Annotated in this window: 13 protein-coding genes; 6 read left to right on the top strand and 7 right to left on the bottom strand. The window is 62.4% G+C overall.

Annotated features, from left to right (window positions below; genetic code table 11):
- Positions 1 to 18 precede the first annotated feature (18 nt).
- The 6 genes from atpD to AC07OP_RS09675 all read left to right on the top strand — a co-directional run bounded on the left by atpD (position 19) and on the right by AC07OP_RS09675 (position 6,620).
- A complete protein-coding gene (atpD, locus tag AC07OP_RS09650; RefSeq protein ID WP_003177062.1) occupies positions 19 to 1,395 on the top strand; it encodes a F0F1 ATP synthase subunit beta in 1,377 nt (458 codons plus the stop codon).
- A 44-nt stretch (positions 1,396 to 1,439) separates the two neighbouring features.
- Complete coding sequence (locus AC07OP_RS09655) at positions 1,440 to 1,856, top strand: F0F1 ATP synthase subunit epsilon (RefSeq protein WP_003177061.1); 417 nt, start codon at positions 1,440 to 1,442, stop codon at positions 1,854 to 1,856.
- 122 nt (positions 1,857 to 1,978) lie between these two features.
- Positions 1,979 to 3,346, top strand: coding sequence for a bifunctional UDP-N-acetylglucosamine diphosphorylase/glucosamine-1-phosphate N-acetyltransferase GlmU (glmU, locus tag AC07OP_RS09660; RefSeq protein WP_092488139.1), 1,368 nt, complete (start codon positions 1,979 to 1,981; stop codon positions 3,344 to 3,346).
- 227 nt (positions 3,347 to 3,573) lie between these two features.
- On the top strand, positions 3,574 to 4,341 hold the full coding sequence (locus AC07OP_RS09665; RefSeq protein ID WP_027608178.1) for a DeoR/GlpR family DNA-binding transcription regulator: 768 nt from the start codon (positions 3,574 to 3,576) through the stop codon (positions 4,339 to 4,341).
- 10 nt (positions 4,342 to 4,351) lie between these two features.
- On the top strand, positions 4,352 to 6,184 hold the full coding sequence (gene glmS, locus AC07OP_RS09670) for a glutamine--fructose-6-phosphate transaminase (isomerizing) (RefSeq protein WP_495100771.1): 1,833 nt from the start codon (positions 4,352 to 4,354) through the stop codon (positions 6,182 to 6,184).
- A 58-nt stretch (positions 6,185 to 6,242) separates the two neighbouring features.
- Positions 6,243 to 6,620, top strand: a complete 378-nt coding sequence (locus AC07OP_RS09675; RefSeq protein WP_495100772.1) for an avidin-fold protein — start codon at positions 6,243 to 6,245, stop codon at positions 6,618 to 6,620.
- Here the strand turns inward: AC07OP_RS09675 and pbpC are convergent.
- The 7 genes from pbpC to AC07OP_RS09710 form a co-directional block, all read right to left on the bottom strand.
- Complete coding sequence (gene pbpC, locus AC07OP_RS09680) at positions 6,617 to 8,914, bottom strand: penicillin-binding protein 1C (protein WP_495100773.1); 2,298 nt, start codon at positions 8,912 to 8,914, stop codon at positions 6,617 to 6,619. The genes AC07OP_RS09675 and pbpC overlap by 4 nt on opposite strands.
- The gene (locus tag AC07OP_RS09685; protein ID WP_495100774.1) at positions 8,895 to 14,699 is read right to left on the bottom strand and encodes an alpha-2-macroglobulin; all 5,805 of its coding nucleotides are present in this window, start codon (positions 14,697 to 14,699) and stop codon (positions 8,895 to 8,897) included. The genes pbpC and AC07OP_RS09685 overlap by 20 nt, the downstream gene beginning before the upstream one ends.
- Positions 14,700 to 14,792: 93 nt before the next feature.
- A complete protein-coding gene (locus tag AC07OP_RS09690) occupies positions 14,793 to 14,993 on the bottom strand; it encodes a DUF3077 domain-containing protein (RefSeq protein WP_065937920.1) in 201 nt (66 codons plus the stop codon).
- A gap of 435 nt (positions 14,994 to 15,428) precedes the next feature.
- On the bottom strand, positions 15,429 to 16,361 hold the full coding sequence (locus AC07OP_RS09695) for a phosphatidate cytidylyltransferase (protein WP_017528659.1): 933 nt from the start codon (positions 16,359 to 16,361) through the stop codon (positions 15,429 to 15,431).
- Between the two features lies 1 nt (position 16,362).
- On the bottom strand, positions 16,363 to 16,983 hold the full coding sequence (locus tag AC07OP_RS09700; RefSeq protein ID WP_027608186.1) for a lysophospholipid acyltransferase family protein: 621 nt from the start codon (positions 16,981 to 16,983) through the stop codon (positions 16,363 to 16,365).
- A gap of 9 nt (positions 16,984 to 16,992) precedes the next feature.
- The gene (locus AC07OP_RS09705; protein ID WP_495100775.1) at positions 16,993 to 17,436 is read right to left on the bottom strand and encodes a hypothetical protein; all 444 of its coding nucleotides are present in this window, start codon (positions 17,434 to 17,436) and stop codon (positions 16,993 to 16,995) included.
- Positions 17,426 to 18,724 carry a phosphatase PAP2/dual specificity phosphatase family protein gene (locus AC07OP_RS09710; RefSeq protein WP_495100776.1) on the bottom strand — a complete coding sequence of 433 codons (1,299 nt, stop codon included), beginning with the start codon at positions 18,722 to 18,724 and terminating at the stop codon, positions 17,426 to 17,428. The genes AC07OP_RS09705 and AC07OP_RS09710 overlap by 11 nt, the downstream gene beginning before the upstream one ends.

Raw genomic sequence — 18,724 nt, forward strand, 5'->3', positions numbered from 1 at the left:
TATTCAGAGGATCCAGCTATGAGTAGCGGACGTATCGTTCAAATCATCGGCGCCGTTATCGACGTGGAATTTCCACGCGACAGCGTACCGAGCATCTACAACGCGCTGAAAGTACAAGGCGCGGAAACTACTCTGGAAGTTCAGCAGCAGCTGGGCGACGGCGTAGTTCGTACCATTGCGATGGGTTCCACCGAAGGCTTGAAGCGCGGTCTGGACGTTATCGACTCCGGCGCTGCCATCTCCGTACCGGTCGGTAAAGCGACCCTGGGCCGGATCATGGACGTACTGGGCAACCCGATTGACGAAGCTGGCCCGATCGACACCGAAGAGCGCTGGGGCATTCACCGTCCGGCACCTTCGTTCGCGGAACAAGCTGGCGGCAACGACCTGCTGGAAACCGGCATCAAGGTTATCGACCTGGTTTGCCCGTTCGCCAAGGGCGGTAAAGTCGGTCTGTTCGGTGGTGCCGGTGTAGGCAAGACCGTAAACATGATGGAACTGATCCGTAACATCGCCATCGAGCACAGCGGTTATTCCGTGTTCGCCGGTGTGGGTGAGCGTACTCGTGAGGGTAACGACTTCTACCACGAGATGAAGGACTCCAACGTTCTGGACAAAGTGGCACTGGTTTACGGTCAGATGAACGAGCCGCCGGGAAACCGTCTGCGCGTAGCACTGACTGGCCTGACCATGGCCGAGAAGTTCCGTGACGAAGGTAACGACGTTCTGCTGTTCGTCGACAACATCTACCGTTACACCCTGGCCGGTACTGAAGTATCCGCACTGCTGGGCCGTATGCCTTCCGCAGTAGGTTACCAGCCGACCCTGGCTGAAGAGATGGGCGTTCTGCAGGAACGTATCACTTCGACCAAGGAAGGTTCGATCACTTCGATCCAAGCGGTATACGTACCTGCGGATGACTTGACCGACCCATCGCCTGCGACCACCTTCGCCCACTTGGACGCCACCGTCGTTCTGTCCCGTGACATCGCTTCCCTGGGTATCTACCCAGCGGTCGATCCACTCGACTCGACTTCGCGCCAGCTGGACCCGAACGTGATCGGCCAGGAGCACTACGACACCGCTCGCGGCGTTCAGTACGTGCTGCAGCGTTACAAAGAACTGAAGGACATCATTGCGATCCTGGGTATGGACGAGTTGTCGGAAGCCGACAAGCAGTTGGTAAACCGTGCTCGTAAGATCCAGCGCTTCTTGTCGCAGCCGTTCTTCGTGGCTGAAGTCTTCACCGGTGCTTCGGGTAAATACGTTTCCCTGAAAGACACCATTGCTGGCTTCAAAGGCATCCTCAACGGTGACTACGACCACCTGCCAGAACAAGCGTTCTACATGGTCGGCGGCATCGAAGAAGCGATCGAGAAAGCCAAGAAACTGTAATCCAGGCGCCCGGAAACGGGCGCTCATCAGGTTGAGGCAATCAGATGGCTATGACAGTCCATTGCGATATCGTCAGCGCGGAAGGGGAAATCTTCTCCGGTCTGGTAGAAATGGTGATTGCACACGGCGAACTCGGTGACCTGGGTATTGCCATGGGCCACGCGCCATTGATCACCAGCTTGAAGCCAGGTCCGATCACTCTGACCAAGCAAGGCGGGGAAAAGGAGGTGTTCTACATCTCCGGTGGTTTCCTTGAGGTTCAGCCGAACATGGTCAAGGTACTTGCCGACACCGTGCAACGTGCTGGCGACCTGGATGAAGCCTCCGCTCAGGAAGCCGTCAAGGCTGCCGAGAAGGCCCTGAACGAAAAGGGTGCGGACTTCGACTACAGCGCTGCTGCTGTACGTCTGGCCGAGGCTGCAGCTCAGCTGCGCACGCTCCAGCAGATCCGCAAGAAGTAAGCGGCGACGCCGTGATGCTTATGCGCGATTGATTAAAAAGGGTAGCCTCGGCTACCCTTTTTCTTTTTTAGCAAAACACATCTTTGGTCTGAAGCCGGACCGCCCAGGATTGGTAGCCATTCATGTCTCTTGAAATCGTCATTCTCGCCGCAGGCCAGGGCACCCGCATGCGTTCGGCCCTGCCCAAGGTGCTGCACCCGGTCGCGGGCAATTCCATGCTTGGGCATGTTATCCACAGCGCTCGTCAACTGGACCCGCAACGTATCCACGTGGTGATCGGCCACGGTGCTGATGTGGTGCGCGAGCGCCTGGCGGCGGATGACCTGAATTTCGTATTGCAGGACAAACAACTGGGCACCGGCCACGCCACCGCGCAAGCTGTGCCGTTCATTACCGCCGACACCGTGCTGATCCTCTACGGCGACGTGCCGCTGATCGAAGTGGAAACCCTGCAACGCCTGCTCAAGCATGTGGTGCCCGGCCAGATGGGCCTGCTCACCGTTGAGCTGGATGACCCCACCGGTTACGGGCGCATCGTGCGCGGTGCCGACGGCAAGGTCGCGGCGATCGTCGAGCACAAGGACGCCAGTGAAGCCCAGCGGGCTATCACCGAAGGCAACACCGGCATCCTTGCGGTGCCTGCCAATAAGCTCGCCGACTGGATGAGCCGCCTGTCCAACAACAACGCCCAGGGCGAGTACTACCTCACCGACGTGATCGAGATGGCCGTGAGTGATGGCCTGCTGGTCGCCACCGAACAGCCCCACGACCCGATGGAAGTACAGGGCGCCAATGATCGCAAGCAGCTTGCAGAGCTCGAGCGTCACTACCAACTGCGTGAAGGCCGCCGCCTGATGGCCCAGGGCGTGACCCTGCGCGACCCTGCACGTTTTGACGTACGCGGTGAGGTCACCGTGGGCCGGGATGTGCTGATCGACATCAACGTGATCCTCGAAGGCCGCGTGATCATCGAAGACGACGTGGTCATCGGCCCGAACTGCGTGATCAAGGACAGCACCCTGCGCAAGGGCGTGGTGATCAAGGCCAACAGCCATATCGACGGCGCCGTAATGGGCGAGGGCAGCGATGCAGGGCCGTTTGCGCGGTTGCGTCCGGGCACTGTGATGGGCGCCAGGGCGCATGTCGGCAATTTCGTCGAACTGAAAAATGCACGCATGGGCGACGATGCAAAGGCCGGCCACCTGGCTTACCTGGGGGATGCGGTGATCGGTGCGCGCAGTAACATCGGTGCTGGCGCGATCACCTGCAACTACGACGGTGCCAACAAGTACCAGACGACGATTGGTGAGGACGTATTCATCGGTTCCAACAACTCGCTGATTGCACCTGTGACGATCGGCGATGGTTCGAATACGGCTGCGGGCTCAACCATCAACCAGGATGTGGATAAGTCCCAACTGGCCGTGGCCCGTGCACGCCAACGTAACATCGACGGCTGGAAACGCCCGGTCAAAATCAAGAAGACCTGAGTTATCCACAGCCTTATCAGCAGCGTTATCCAGATGTGGGAGGGGGCTTGCCCCCGATGGCGGATTTTCAGTCAATGTTTCAGTCGACTGATCTACTGCAATCGGGGGCAAGCCTCTTCCACATTTGAACTGCGTCGTTGGAAAAATCTGTTTCCGACGCTTGACGATATCTTCCCAATAGGTTTTGATTGCCTTCGTTATCTTTCGAAACGAAACTTATCATCACCATGTCGAAACGAAATACACCCCAACGACGCCACAACATCCTGACCTTGCTCAACGAACAGGGCGAAGTCAGCGTGGACGAACTGGCCAAGCGTTTCGAAACCTCGGAAGTCACTATCCGCAAGGACTTGGCCGCGCTCGAAAGTAACGGCCTGTTGCTGCGTCGCTACGGTGGCGCGATCACCATGCCTCAGGAACTGGTGGGAGACCCCGCCCAACCGGTCTCGGCCTACAAACGTGCGATCGCCCGTGCTGCGGTGATGCGTTTGCGTGAACACGCCCGCATCATCATCGACAGCGGCAGCACCACTGCGGCCATGATCCCGGAACTGGGCCACCAGCCCGGCTTGGTGGTCATGACCAACTCCCTGCACGTGGCCAGCGCCTTGAGCGAACTGGAACACGAACCGGTGCTGTTGATGACCGGCGGCACCTGGGACCCGCATTCGGACTCGTTCCAGGGCCAGGTCGCCGAGCAGGTGTTGCGTTCCTACGACTTTGATCAACTGTTCATCGGCGCCGACGGCATCGATCTGCAACGTGGCACCACCACCTTCAACGAATTACTGGGCCTGAGCCGTGTGATGGCCGAGGTCGCCCGTGAAGTGGTGGTGATGGTCGAATCCGACAAGATCGGCCGCAAGATTCCCAACCTGGAACTGCCCTGGAGCAGCGTCCATACCCTTATTACCGATGATCGCCTGCCGCTTGAGGCCCGCGACCAGATCCAAGCCCGCGGCATTACGCTGATATGCGCGGCAATCATCTAGGAGAAGCACCATGTGTGGAATTGTTGGCGCAGTCGCCGAACGTAACGTTACTGCCATCCTGCTCGAAGGCCTCAAGCGCCTGGAATACCGCGGCTACGACAGCGCGGGTGTGGCCGTCTTCACCAACGCCGGCAAGCTTGAGCGCATGCGTCGCCCAGGCAAGGTCAGCGAGTTGGAGCAGGCGTTGGCCGGCGAGCCGCTGGTAGGTCGCCTGGGGATTGCCCACACCCGCTGGGCCACCCACGGCGCGCCGTGCGAACGCAACGCCCACCCGCACTTTTCCGGCGACCTGGCCGTGGTGCACAACGGCATCATCGAAAACCACGAAGTGCTGCGTGAACAACTGAAAGGCATGGGCTACGTCTTCACCTCGGACACCGACACCGAAGTCATCGCCCACCTGCTCAACCACAAGCTCAAGGACCACAGCGACCTGACCGCCGCCCTCAAGGCCACGGTCAAGGAACTGCACGGCGCCTATGGTCTGGCCGTGGTCAGCGCCAGCCAACCGGACCGTGTGGTTGCCGCCCGCAGTGGCAGCCCGCTGGTGATCGGCCTGGGCCTGGGTGAGAACTTCCTCGCCTCCGACCAACTGGCCCTGCGCCAGGTGACCGACCGCTTCATGTACCTAGAGGAGGGCGATATTGCTGACATTCGCCGTGAAAGCGTGGCGATCTGGGACGTGAACGGTCATTCCGTCGAACGCGAAGCCGTGCAATACCGCGACGGTGCCGAGGCCGCCGACAAAGGCGAGTTCCGCCACTTCATGCTCAAGGAAATCCACGAACAACCGGCCGTGGTGCAGCGCACCCTGGAAGGCCGCCTTGGCGACAAGCAAGTGCTTGTCAACGCCTTTGGCCCGCAAGCCGCCGAGCTGTTCGCCAAAGTGCGCAATGTGCAGATTGTGGCCTGCGGCACCAGCTACCACGCCGGCATGGTTGCCCGTTACTGGCTGGAAGAACTGGCCGGCATCCCGTGCCAGGTCGAAGTCGCCAGTGAGTTCCGCTACCGCAAGGTGGTGGTGCAGCCCGACACGCTGTTCGTGACCATTTCCCAGTCCGGCGAAACCGCCGACACCCTGGCCGCGCTGCGCAATGCCAAAGAGCTGGGCTTCCTCGCCAGCCTGGCGATCTGCAACGTCAGCATCAGCTCCCTGGTGCGTGAGTCCGACCTGACCCTGCTGACCCAGGCCGGTCGCGAAATCGGCGTGGCCTCCACCAAAGCGTTCACCACCCAGTTGGTCGGCCTGTTGCTGCTGACCCTGTCCCTGGGCCAGGTTCGCGGCACCTTGGCTGCCGGCGTCGAAGCCACCCTGGTGGAAGAACTGCGCCGCCTGCCGACCCGCCTGGGAGAAGCCTTGGCCATGGACAGCACCGTGGAAAAAGTCGCCGAGCTGTTCGCCGACAAGAACCACACCCTGTTCCTCGGCCGTGGCGCGCAGTACCCGGTGGCGATGGAAGGCTCCCTGAAGCTCAAGGAAATTTCGTACATCCACGCCGAAGCCTACCCGGCCGGTGAGCTCAAGCACGGCCCGTTGGCCCTGGTGGACGACGACATGCCGGTGGTCACCGTCGCGCCGAACAACGAACTGCTGGAGAAGCTCAAGTCCAACCTGCAGGAAGTCCGCGCCCGTGGCGGCCAACTGATCGTGTTCGCCGACGAAAAAGCCGGCATGACCAACGGCGAAGGCACCCACGTCATCAACATGCCGCACATCCACGACACCCTGTCGCCGATCCTCTACACCATCCCGCTGCAACTGCTGTCGTACTACGTCGCCGTGCTCAAAGGCACCGACGTCGACCAGCCGCGCAACCTGGCGAAGTCGGTGACGGTGGAGTAACCCGCTCCACCCTGGAGGCCCGCCCGGGTCTCCAGGTACCCGAAAGGACGCGCCTTCGATGAACACCCCCTCGCAAATCCACGAGCGTTTGCACAACCGCCGATTCACCGTCGCCACCAACACCCACGGGCTCTCCGGCGCGGGCACGGTGTTTCATTACCTTGTCGAGGGCGATGCCATTTCCGGCACCTACCAAGGCGGCCGAATTCGCCTGGGTACGCAAGTCGGTCGCGTCACAGGCCCGGACGCTATCGAGCTGCTGTATCAATGCCTGACACTGGAAGGTGAGCTGCTGGCCGGCTGGTCGCGGGGCATCATCGGTGTCGATGCTGCCGGGCGTACCACGCTGAGTTTCGTTTGGGGTTGGTTGTCGGGGGCGACGGGAGGCGGGGAGTCGAACTACGTGGAGCTTGCAGAGTGTGATGGCCACTCCTAAGGCACAAACTCCACCCTCAACCCCTGGCTCGCACTGCGCCCCTGATCATCACTGACCCGCAGCCGATACTCCCCCGACTTACCCGGCCGCCAGTTCAATGTGGCTTGCGGCGGGCCCTGGCCGATCAAGGTTTGATCAGCAAACCAGTACAACGTCGCCGCATCGCTGGCCGCATTCGCGTTCAGCGGGATGCCTTCCTGGGGTTGGGACAGGCGCAACTGATAACTCACTTGAGTCAGCGGCGAGCGAATCTGCGGGGCTTCGCTCTGGTCGCTGATGCGGTTGGGCTGGCAGTTTTTCATCACGTTGGGTGGCGTGCGGCGGGGCAGGCCGGCGGCGCGGTACAGGCGTTGGATGTCGCTGGGCCAGAATTCGAAGACTTCCTCGCGGGTGTATTGCGCCTCGAACGGCGGGCACGCGGCTTTGCCGGTGCGGGTGTCGATCAGTACCGGGCGGTGCAGGTTGGACACGCGAATCGGTGACACGCCGGGGATGTACCAGGTCTTGCGGGTTTGCGGGCACCAGCGGTTGGGCAATTCGCCCGAGGCGGCGCAGACGTCGATGCGCACCAGGCCGGCAGGTGGTTTGTCAGCCTTGATCAGGACGTTGGGCAAGGCCAGGGGCAGGGCGTCGGCGATGCGGAAGAACAGCGGCGCGGCGGTCTTGGCACCGATAAACGCCGGGTTGGGGCGACCATCGAAGTTGCCCACCCACACCACCAGCACGTAGGGGCCGACCAGGCCCGCGCTCCATGCATCATGGAACCCCCAGGACGTGCCTGTTTTCCAGGCGGTGCGCCAGTGCCGCGCGGGCAGGCCATCCGGTCGCGGGTTACGGCGCAGCATGTCACGCACCATAAAGGCCGCCTGCGGGGTGAGGAGCTGCGGGCCGGTGGCCTGGGGCTGCTCCTGCAGATAGCGCAACGGCCGCAGATGGCCGTCGCCCGCCAGCATCACATACAGTCGCGCCAGCTCCTCGGGTGTCATCTCACCGCCACCGAGGGCCAGGGCCAGGCCGTAATGGCTTTCACCGCGCAGGCCCTTGATCCCGGCGCGTTGCAGCAACCCATACAACGACGGCGACTTCACCTGGCTGGCCAGCCACACCGCCGGGATATTCCGGCTACGGATCAACGCATCCCGTGCGGTCAGAGGCCCGACAAAACTGCCGTCGAAATTTTCCGGCTGGAAGTAGCCGAAGTTACTGGGCAAATCCTTGAGGATACTCATGGGGTGGATCACCCCTTGATCCAGCGCCAGCCCGTAGAGAAACGGCTTGAGGGTCGACCCCGGCGAACGGCGTGACAATACGCCGTTGACCTGGCCGTGGATGCCTGTGGATAAGTAATCCGCCGAGCCCACCAGCGCCTTGACGCTCTGGTCGCGGCTGTCGATCAGGATGGCCGTGGCATTTTCCACACCGGTGCTGCGCCGCTCGGCGATAAAGCCGCTGATCAGGCGTTCGAGCAGTTGCTGCAAGGGCAGGTTGAGGGTGCTGTTGAGTTCGTTGCCGGGCTGGGAGGCCAATAGCTGCTCGCTCAGATGCGGCGCCAGAAACGGGATCTGCTGGCGGTTGCGGGCTTCCAGGGGCAGGTCGAGCAAACTGTCGTTACGCGGGTCTTGTGGATAAGTTTCACGCCAGTCATTCATCAAGCGCAGTCGCGCGTCTTGCAGTGACGGCCCAAAGCGTGCGCGCCGCCCCGGCTGCTGGGGAATCACCGCCAGCGCCAAGGCTTCGGACAACGACAACTGCGCCGCCGCCTTGCCGAAGTAGATGCGACTGGCCGCTTCGGCGCCTTCGATATTGCCGCCCATGGGTGCCAGGTTCAGGTACGCCTCGAGGATGTCGTGCTTGCTGTAGCGCGCTTCCAGCCACAAGGCCAACGCCATCTGCTGCAATTTGCCGGGTACCTGGCGGGTGTTGAGATCCCACAGACGCCGTGCCAGTTGCATGCTCAAGGTCGAGCCGCCCTGGCGTTGGCCGCCGCTGTAGGTGGCCAGGGCCGCGCGCAGCAACGCTGGGGGATTGATCCCCGGGTGCCAATAGAAATTGCGGTCTTCCTTGAGCAGCAAGGCCTCCACCAGTGACGGCGAGATGCGCTCCAGCGGCAGCCATAAACGGTATTGGCCGTCATCCGCCAGGGTCATGCGCAGCAGCGAACCGTCATCGGCCAGCACCACCCGTGACGACGTCACAGCCTGTTCCAGCGGAGCGTGGGGCCACAGCCGCAGCCCCGCCAGCACCAGCGCCGCTGCCAGCAGCGGCGCCAGGCGTTTAAGGCTTGGTAATTTCAAGCTGGCCTACTTTGCCGCGCCCTTGCAGGGTGGGTTCGTACATGCCTTCGGCGTAGGCCGGTGGCGTATTGAACGTGCCGGCGTTGGTGGCGCGCACGCGATAGACGAAGGTGCCTACGTCGCGCAGTGCCGTGCCGTACAACACCACCCGATCATCACGCACATCCACGTAGTCCGGCTGCCAGTTGCTCAGCTCGGTTTCGCCGATGGGCGCTTGCCAGGCATCGGCTTCTTGTTCGCTTTCTTCTACGTATTCGGACGCTTCGCCTTCACTGTCCTCGCTGCTGGCGGCTTCCGGCTCCGGCGGCAAGTTATACACAGGCTCGACGCCACCGGGCAGCAGGTCGACCACCGCCACTTGTTGCACCTGGTCACGGTCGGTGGCACGCAGGCGCAAGCGCACCAGGAACTCATCGCCCACCGCCACTGTGTTCACCGGTTCGCCTTTGAGGTCGAGGTATTCGTGGATGATCTCCAGCCCGTTGTTGATCGGCTTGAGCTTGGCACCCTTATCGAAACCGGCTTCGCTGAGCATGTAGAACGCCGCCGGGCCGTCGGATTTTTCCATCAGCAGTTTTTGCGTGGCGCCCGGTACCGCCGCGCGCGGTGGCTGGCCGGCCATCTCCAGCAGTTGTTGCTGCTTGTCGCCCAGCCAGGCGGTGGCCTTGAGGGTCATATCGCTTTGCGCGCGCTGGCCGTAGTTGTCCAAGGCACGCAGCAACAGCGCCGCCGACAGCGAGTTGTAGCGCTGTTCGTTGAGGCGCTTGCCGAGTTTATCCAGCAGGGCGGTAGGAACATCGTCCAGCAACTCGGGGAAATGGCGAGCGAGCAGATGCAGGTGCTCGGCATCGTGGACCAGCGGATCGTAATACAGGCCGTCGCTGTCCCACTTATCCACAAGCGAACGCCAAGGGATCTTGCGGAACACGGTGTCGGCCTGGCGATCCTGCTTGAGCAGTTTGTAGCTGGCCGCCAGGTAGGCGGCGCCCAGGTCGTTCTGCCAGCTGTCCTTGAAGTAGCTCTCGTAACGTTCGCGGATATCGCTCAAGGCGCCGCTCACCAGAATCCCCTGACGACTCAGCAGGTAACTGGCGTAGGCGCGGTTGCGCAATTCCGACAGGCCTTCGCTCGGGCCGTTGGCCAGGTCCGTCAGATAGCTGTTGGCGCGCAGCAGCAGGTCTTCCGGCACCGGCAGCCCGCGCTCCTTGGCTTCGATCAGGAAATCGGTGGCGTACAGGCTGGCGTAGGGCGCCACATCCGGGTTGGCGGCCCACAAACCAAAGCCGCCGGCCTGGTTCTGGCGCTGGCGCAACATGCGCACCGCGCTGCTGAAGGCCTGTTCTGCCTCGGGTGCGGTGCCGCCCCAGATCAACGCCGGCATGGCCTTGGACACCAGTTGCTCGGTGCAGGCATAACCGTAGTCATCCAAGTAATGCTTGAGGCCGTTGGCCCATACCAGCGGCGAGGCGGCCATACCCAGTTGCACGTCACGCAACTGGCTGAACAGTTCACGGGTGGGCTTGAGCTCTTTGCTGGCGCTGTCGAAACGGCCCAGGCTCAGGGCCACGCGATGCTCGCTCAGGGGACGGATCGAGGTGGTTTCCGCCACCTGGATCCGCTTGCCATCCGGCAACACGGCGACAAAGCGCAAATCCGCCGAACCGAGGGTTTCGCCGACCCTGATCTTGAACTCGGCGGTGCCCTCCTTGCGCGGTTGCAGGGACAAGGTGCTGGCTTTGTCGCCCTGCACCACCAGGCCGTCGCTGGTCTGCACTTCAAACTTCACGTCCGCTGCCGCCTCGAGGTTGCTGAATACCCCGGCGCTGACGTTGAACACATCACCCGGCGCCACGAAAGCCGGCACGTTCGGCGTGATGACGATCGGGCCACGGACCTCGGTATTGGCCTCGCTGACGCCCACGCTGTCGGCGTCCACAGCCACCGCGAACAGGTGCAGCTTGCCGTTGAAGCTGTCCGGTACCTGGTAATGCAGCACGGTTTCACCGGCGGGCAAGTCCACCAGCCCGGACCACCAGGCCACTGGCGGCTGGTGTTTACGCTTGAACGGGTTGAGGTGGTTGGCCAGGGCGCCTTCCGTATCGCCACCGGGCGCCGCCCCACTGAGCAGGCGGCTGAATTCCGGCAGGATCAGGTCAAGGATCTGACTGGTGCCGACTTCCAGCGCACGCTTCTGGAAGAAGAAACCCAGCGGGTCGGGCGTCTGGTAGCGGGCTACCTGCAGGATGCCTTCGTCCACTGCATACACCACCGCGCGGCCCGGGCGGTCGGCGTTGACCTTGATGTCCAGCGTCTGCCCCGGCTCGATTTTCGTCGGGCCCTCGACCTTCAACGCCATGCGCCGCGCATCCAGGTTGATGCTGAACGGCACCACCCCGTAGGACAGCGGGCTCATGTAGACCTCGGACGAGCCGATGTCGCGCACAAACTGCACGTTGACGTAGGCATTGCCCTCAAGCCCCGCAGGCACGCGGATATGTTGCACGCTGTTGGTACTGTCGGCCTTGAACCACTGCTGGGTGTAGACCTTGTCCCGCTCGATGGTGATCAGGCCCGCACCGGTGTAAGGCGCGCGGATGCTGATCGCGATCTCATCGCCGGTGGCGTAGCTGCGTTTATCCAGGCGCAGTTGCAGCTCGGCGTTGCGTTCCAGGGAGCGCGAGGTATTCCCGCGTCCGGCCACGCTGTAGTCGATCTGGTTGAGCAGGTTGCCGTTGGCGTCCTTCACTTGCAGGGTGAAATCCCCTGGGGTGGCGGTGTTCAGGGTCTGCCTGGCGCCGTCCTTGGTCATCACCAGCGGCGAGGCCGGCTGGCTGATGTTCTTGATGCGCGACTCGTACTTGTAGGTGCCGTTGGACTGTTTCACCAGTACCGACACGTAGCGGTGTTCGACCACTTCGCTGGTCAGGCCATCCACCGCCAGCGGATTGAGGTCTGGCGTGACGGCCAGCCAGTGCACCTGGCGCGGGGCGTCCTTGGCGACGTACGACAGCGAGTCCTGACTTTTCACACCCACAAGGTAGGGCGCGGACGACACCAGCAAGGCGCTTTGCGCCGCCACGTTACGGCCCCCTTCGGCCTCGAACACCTGGGTCATCACTTGCAAGCGATAGGTGCTGTTGGCGAAGCGTTGCAGGTTGAGGTCGAGTAAGGCCTGGCCGTTATCGTCGACGGTGGTTTCGGCCAGGTCTTCGGTGCTGGCCTCTTCCAGGGAATCGTTGAGGCGGAAACGGTAGTCGGGGTAACGCTCGAATGCCGCGAGCGTCGGGCTCAGGGACATCTTCGCGGTAACGCGACGGCCGGCCGCCGGGGCGCCGAACAGGTGCATCGCGGTGACCTTGGCCACCACCTGGTCCGGTGGAATCCAGCCCTGTACCAGGGTGTCGTGCAGGCTCAGGCTGACCTTCATGCGGTCCGGTTCGAAATCGCGGACCTTGAAGCTGACACTGCCGAGGTCGGTGCGGGTCTGTTTCTGGCCAATCAACTGCAAGGTCGCGGTGTAGTCACCGGCGGGGGCGACTTCGCTGCTGGGGAAATCAAAGGTTTCAAAACCGCTGGCGGACAGCTTCAGCGGCTGGCGAATCACTTCAAGGCCGCGCGGGTCGGTGATCTGCAGCTCCACGGGCAGGCCTTGCAGGGCACCTTTCCAGTTGCCGCTGCGCACGATCATGCCCAGGTGCGCGGTTTCGCCAGGGCGGTAAAGGCCACGGTCGGTGAACAGGTAGGCACTGAGGCGATCAATCGCGCCGTCTTCTTCCAAACCACCTACGTCGAAGCGCGACAAATCCAGCTGCTGGGACTGACGGGCGATCGGCAGGAACGACTGGTCATTGCCGCGGGTGACCACATACATCAGCGGCGTCTTCTCACGGCGCAGTTCATCCAGCTTGGCGAAATGCACGTGGCCTTCGCCGTCGGTGTGGCCGCTGCTTACCGGCAGACCGTTGCGGCCGATGATGTCGACCTGGGCGTCGGACACCGGCGAACCGTTGCCGATGGATTGCACATACACGTCATGGCTGCCATCGCTGGAGCGCTTGGCGATGATGCCGAGGTCGGTGACCACGATAAAGCGCAGGTCAGAGGTGGTGCTGCGCGAATAGTCGAAGGTGCGTTCGGCCGGCTCATCCTGAGGGCTGAGCTTGAGCACGAAAATGCCGCGACGGCCACCGTTGGCGGTGAGGTAGTGGCTCAGATCGACGTTGTCATACACGGTTTTCGCCGGGTCCGAGGACGACAGCGCAATATCCAGGGACTGGCGTTCAACCATGCGGTCGAAGTACTCGTTGCCGAAATTGGGCCGGGCAAAGCTGCCGCTGCTCTGGTCCACCAGGTGCTGCAATTGGTTGGGCAGCAAGCGTGCGATTTCCACATGGGCGCCAGGCACACCGCGGGCCATGAAACCCAGGCGTTTTTCGCCATTGAGGCTGAGCAACGCGCCGTCGGACAGGAACTGCAAGGTGCGCGGATAAGCCGGCATGCTGATCAGCGAGGCCGTCGGGTTTTTCGCCAGGTAGCCACCGATGGCTTCCAGGTTGGCGGGCACGCGCACATACAGCGCACGGCCGGCCGGGGCCTTGAACTTGAAGGCGTGCAGGGTGTTCAGCGGTTCGACGCTGGGCACGTGGGTCAGCGTGACCTTGGTACTGCGGGCCAGCAGGGCATCGTCGATGTCGTTGCTGTTATAGGGGCGGGTGTCGTCCTGGGCTTTTTCCGGCAGCAGCCAGGCCTGGACCTTACCGGCAATGGTGTCATCGGCCACGGCACTGGAGCTGCTGAACATCAGCACCGGCTCAGGCTCGCCGCGTTCGTTATCCACAAAGCTCACTTCGGCGCCGGTAAAGGTCAGGCGATAGCGGCCGGGCACGGTGACTTCGGCCACCAGCGGCGCGGTGCTGGCGTTGCCGCCGTCGCGGGCCTTGATGCCTTCATCCAGCTTGGCGCTGACCGGCGTGCTTTCCAGCGGTGTGGCCAGGGCGGCGGAGCGCACGTAGGCGTTCAGCCTGGTCTCGTCGAAGCTGATGTCCGGGCGGTTGGGCAACTGGGCGTCGCGGTAGGCCAGGCCTTTGCCGAGGGTGACCGAAACGCGCTTGCGCAGGCTGTCTTCATCGACCGGGTGGGAAAAATGGAAGGTCGCCACCAGTTGTTTCAGCGTCGGGTTCGATGGGTCTTGATACAACTCGTTGTGTGCCAGGGTGGCGCGGAACGGCTGGGTGGAGAACTGGCTGCTGTACTGGCTGAGCAGTACGCCATCGGCCAGCAAACCTTTCCTGGCCAGATCAAGGGTGTAACCCGCTTCGATAGGCCAGTCTTTCTCCGGCACGAACAGCAGCGTGCGGTCATCGGACCAACGCCAGCTCCCGGCCACATTGGGTTTGAGGGTGATGCCTTCGGTGACCGGCTTGCCAATGGCGGCCAGCGGGGCCACCGATTCGGCAAAACGCACTTGCAAGTTATCCACAACCGGCGGTTGCTGGGTGTAGTCAGTCAGGTTGGGTTTGTGCAGCGAATAGCCCACGGTGTGAGGTTGCGGCAGGTTGGAGTACCAGTGCCAGCCATAGAAGCCAGCGGCCGCCAGCAGCACCAAGCCCAATACGCCGGCACCGGCCTGGCGCGGATACGCGCGGGCTTTGTTACCCAGGTTCGCCAGGCCACGGCCGATGGCGCGCAGCCACAGCGGCGGATGCCATTGGCCGAAAACGGCCCCCACCACAGTCAGAAACACACCGACAACACGACGGCTGATGGCTTTGAGCGAATCGAACATGGTGAGCATCCCTGGCTAAGTGCGGCGTATCTTACAGGGTCTTTGATACAAAAGATGACGCCGATACGCCGCACGGCGGGGATGTTTACCGAGTCAGCGGGGGCCCATGCATTCTAGCGAGCGGTCTACCATCACTTTGGCCATTTCCATGAGGTGTCCGGCGGCTTTGGGCGAGTCGCGCAACTGTTCGGCACAGTGGAGCAGGTCTGAGGCGTAGACCAGTGCGTCTTCGAAGCTGATTTCGGGGTGGGGGATGAAAAAGGGATGGGGCGGACCGGGTTTTACTTTGCTCATTGCGGTAACTCCAATGTAGGGAATTGGAGCTGCCACGAGTCGCGACTAAACGATGGGGTGGCAGCTGTACGCAGGTTAGTCGACCGGAACATTGGGAACCCGGCGCACCCGAAGGTGCCCTGCGCACAGCCACCATAAAGCGTTGGCAGAAAAAAACGCCATGCTTGAGATGGCGCTTGTGCGCCCAATGTAAATCTTTCCCGAGCGACTAAACCCGGTCACTGAATTGGCAGTGACGAACGCAGACTAGCCACCGAAAAGGCAGGGCACAAGCGGCTGGGATTCTCTCGGAAATGTCCTGCGAAATAAAGAGAAGCGAGAGGTAGGAGCAGCGGTTTCAGACTTTGCTTAAACCTCGAAAACACCAGAAAACCAATGTGGGAGGGGGCAAGCCCCCTCCCACAGTTTGATCTTCATTGGGCTTGAGAGGGGGGGTCAGGTCCACCAGTAGCGCACGAGGTGGAAGAAAATCGGCGCCGCAAAACACACCGAATCCAGGCGATCCAGCATGCCGCCGTGGCCTTCGATCATATGCCCCCAATCCTTCACCCCCCGGTCGCGCTTGATCGCCGACATGACGATGCCGCCGGCGAAGCCGAGCAGGTTGATCAGCAAGGCGATCAGGAACGACTGCCACGGGTTGAACGGCGTGGTCCACCACAGCGCCGCACCGATCAGGGAGGACAACAGAATCCCGCCGACAAAGCCTTCCACGGTTTTCGACGGCGACAGGTTGGGCGCGATCTTGTGTTTGCCGAACAGCTTGCCGCACACGTACTGCAGCACGTCCGAGAGTTGCACCACGATCACCAGGTAGGCGATCAGCAGCAGGTTGCGGCCTTCGTAGCCGGGGATGTCGAGGGTCAGCAGGGCGGGCACGAAGGATACGCAGAACACCGCAATCATCAGGCCCCATTGCACTTTGGAGGCGCGTTCCAGGAAGTGCGTGCTGTCGCCGCCGAGGGAGGCGAGGATCGGCAGCAGCAGGAACACATACACCGGGATAAAGATCGAGAACAGCCCGTACCAGTCCGAGTAGATCAGCAGGTATTGCAACGGCAACGCCAGGTAGAACGCGGCCACCAGGGCCGGGTAGTCGCTGCGCCGGGTGGGCGTGAGGGTCAGGAATTCGCGCAGGGCGTAGAACGACACTGCATAGAACAGCAGGATCACCGCACCGGTACCAAGCCAGAAGGCGATACCGATGACCACCACCATCACCCACCAGGCGTTGATGCGGGCGTTGAGGTTGTCGATCACCGCATTGGGCGTGCCACGGGTGCGCAGTTTGAGGATCAGGCCGATCAGCGAAGCGAGCACCAGGATCGCGCCGATGCCGCCGAATAACATCAGGGTTTGGCTATCCATCTCAGGAGTGCTCCGGGGCGAGGGCGAGCAGGGCGTCGCGGGTTCGGGCAAGGAACGCGGCTTTGTCTTCGCCTTCTTCCAATTGCAAGGGGGCGCCGAAGCTGGTGGTGCACAGCAAAGGCAGCGGCAACACGCGGCCCTTGGGCATGACCCGGTTGAGGTTGGCGATCCACACCGGAATCAATTCGGCCTGTGGGTAACTTTTGGCCAGATGGTAGATGCCGCTTTTGAACGGCAGCAAGCCGTCCTCCAGGTTGCGCGTGCCCTCGGGAAAGATGATCAGCGAGTCGCCGCCTTCCAGCGCGGCGAGCATGGGCTGCAGGGGGTTATCCACAGGGTCCTTGCGCTCGCGGTCGATCAGCACACCATTGAACACGCGGTTGATGATGTAGCGTCGCAGGGCGCTTTTATTCCAGTAATCGCTGCCGGCCACCGGGCGCGTGAATTTGCGCAGGTTCTGTGGCAGTGAGGCCCACAGCAGCACGAAGTCGCCGTGGCTGCTGTGGTTGGCGAAATAGATACGTTGCACCGGCACTGGCGCGCAACCCAGCCACAGGCTGCGGGCGCCGGTGACGGTGCGGGCCATGGAGGTAATCAGCGTGGCGACCACGGGTTCGAACATGGGGGTTCCTTATGCGGCGAAAGGCAGCCAGGGGCTGGCGAGGATCACGGCGAGGGTCAGCAGCGCTTGCGCGCCCAGCAGCCAGGCTTGTTTGCGCAGCAATTTGAGGGCGCCGCGACGGCGCTCGGCCCAGGGCCGGCCGGCCCGCTTGGGCGATTGCAGGCCAAGGGTTTGCAGGGCTTGATCGAGGTCCGCCGTGCGCTCGATGTCGCGGGCCAGCAGGGCGAACAGGTCGGCGTCAAAGGCCACCCGCAGCGCCCAGTACTTTTGCAGCAGCCCGAGGACAATCATCCACAGGCTGAGCAGCAGGCAGATGGTTGAAACACTCGCCATCAGCAACTGGGCCAGGCCGAATAACACCCCGGCCACGGTCAGGCCTGTGGATAACTGATCCAGCGAACGGCCACGGCGCAGCAGGCTGGCGACCACCTGGAGTTCCATATCAGCGGGCATGGGGCAAACCCTCCAATGCTTGACGATGAGCAGGGTGCAGGACCACATGCGCCCGCGCTGTACGAATAATAGCCAGCGCCTGGTCCACCGTGGCAGCGCGCCCACTGTGCAGCAGCCAGGCGGCGACGGCGGTGGCACTGCGCGAATAGCCGAGGGCGCAGCACACCAGCACCGGGCCGCTTGCACGCAGGCGCTCGATGGCCTCGGCGGCTTGCTGGCAGTCGGCGGGTGTCGGGGCGATCAGGTCCAGCACCGGGATGCTTTGATACGCACGGCCCTGTGGATTAATCGGCAATTCGGCACAGAGGTCGACGATGGCGCTGAATGAATTTTGCTCTTTCGCACTGGGAATTCGCCCCAGCCAGACGTTATCCACAATCAGGTCCGGCTGTGGGTGTTTGCGTGTCCACAGGCGCGAGTTTATCCACGCCGCGGCCAGGTAGGGTGCGTACAGCCAACGCGCAGCAGGTGTAAGCCGGCCATCGCTGCGTTTTTGAAAGCCCGCAGCGCCGAGCACCAGGTAATTCGCCTTGATCAGGCCCAGGGACACCGCGGGCCAGAGCAGCCATAACCAGCCGCCGCCCAGGGAAAACGCCAGAATCGCCAGTGCCAACGCCCCCAGGCCGTAGCGCAGGCCCAAGCGCCAGCGCTTTGAATCCCGGGTAAGGCGCGCATTCAGCAAGGGGCTGGGGTGTTCCACCGGCCACAGCCACACGCATAGCCAGCCGGCGAGGGCGCCTGTGGGTAAGTCGATAAAGTGATGTTGATAAGTGGTCAGCACCGAAATACCGATCAAGGCGAACCAGCCATGCACCAGCCAGCGCCATAACCCTTGGGTGTGGCGCTGATACATGACCCACAGGATCACCAGCAGCGCGATATGCAGCGAGGGCGCCTGGTTGAAGGGTTTGTCGAACCCCGCCAATACGGCAAACAGCCAGCCGAACACGCCATCCAGTTCCGGCCGCTCGAAGGTGAAGCGCAGCGGCCAGATCAGGAAGCAACTCACGGCGATGACCTGCGCGCTGAGCAGGCGCAACGCGTGTTGCTTCAGCTCATGGCGGCTGTTGGGCAGCAGCAGGGAGAAACCGTAGAGCAGGTCGATGGACCAGTAGGGCACGATGGTCCAGGCCCAGAACGGCATATGGGTTTCCCAGCCGAACACTAGGGTGCCGACATCGCTGCGCTGGCTGGTGACCCAGGTGGCGAAGCCGTAGGTGCTGAAAAACAGCGGCGCCAACAGCAGCAGCCACAGCACCGCTGGTTTCAATAGACCGGGTTCGCGCAT

Source organism: Pseudomonas sp. GW821-FHT09D08 (assembly GCF_059416305.1).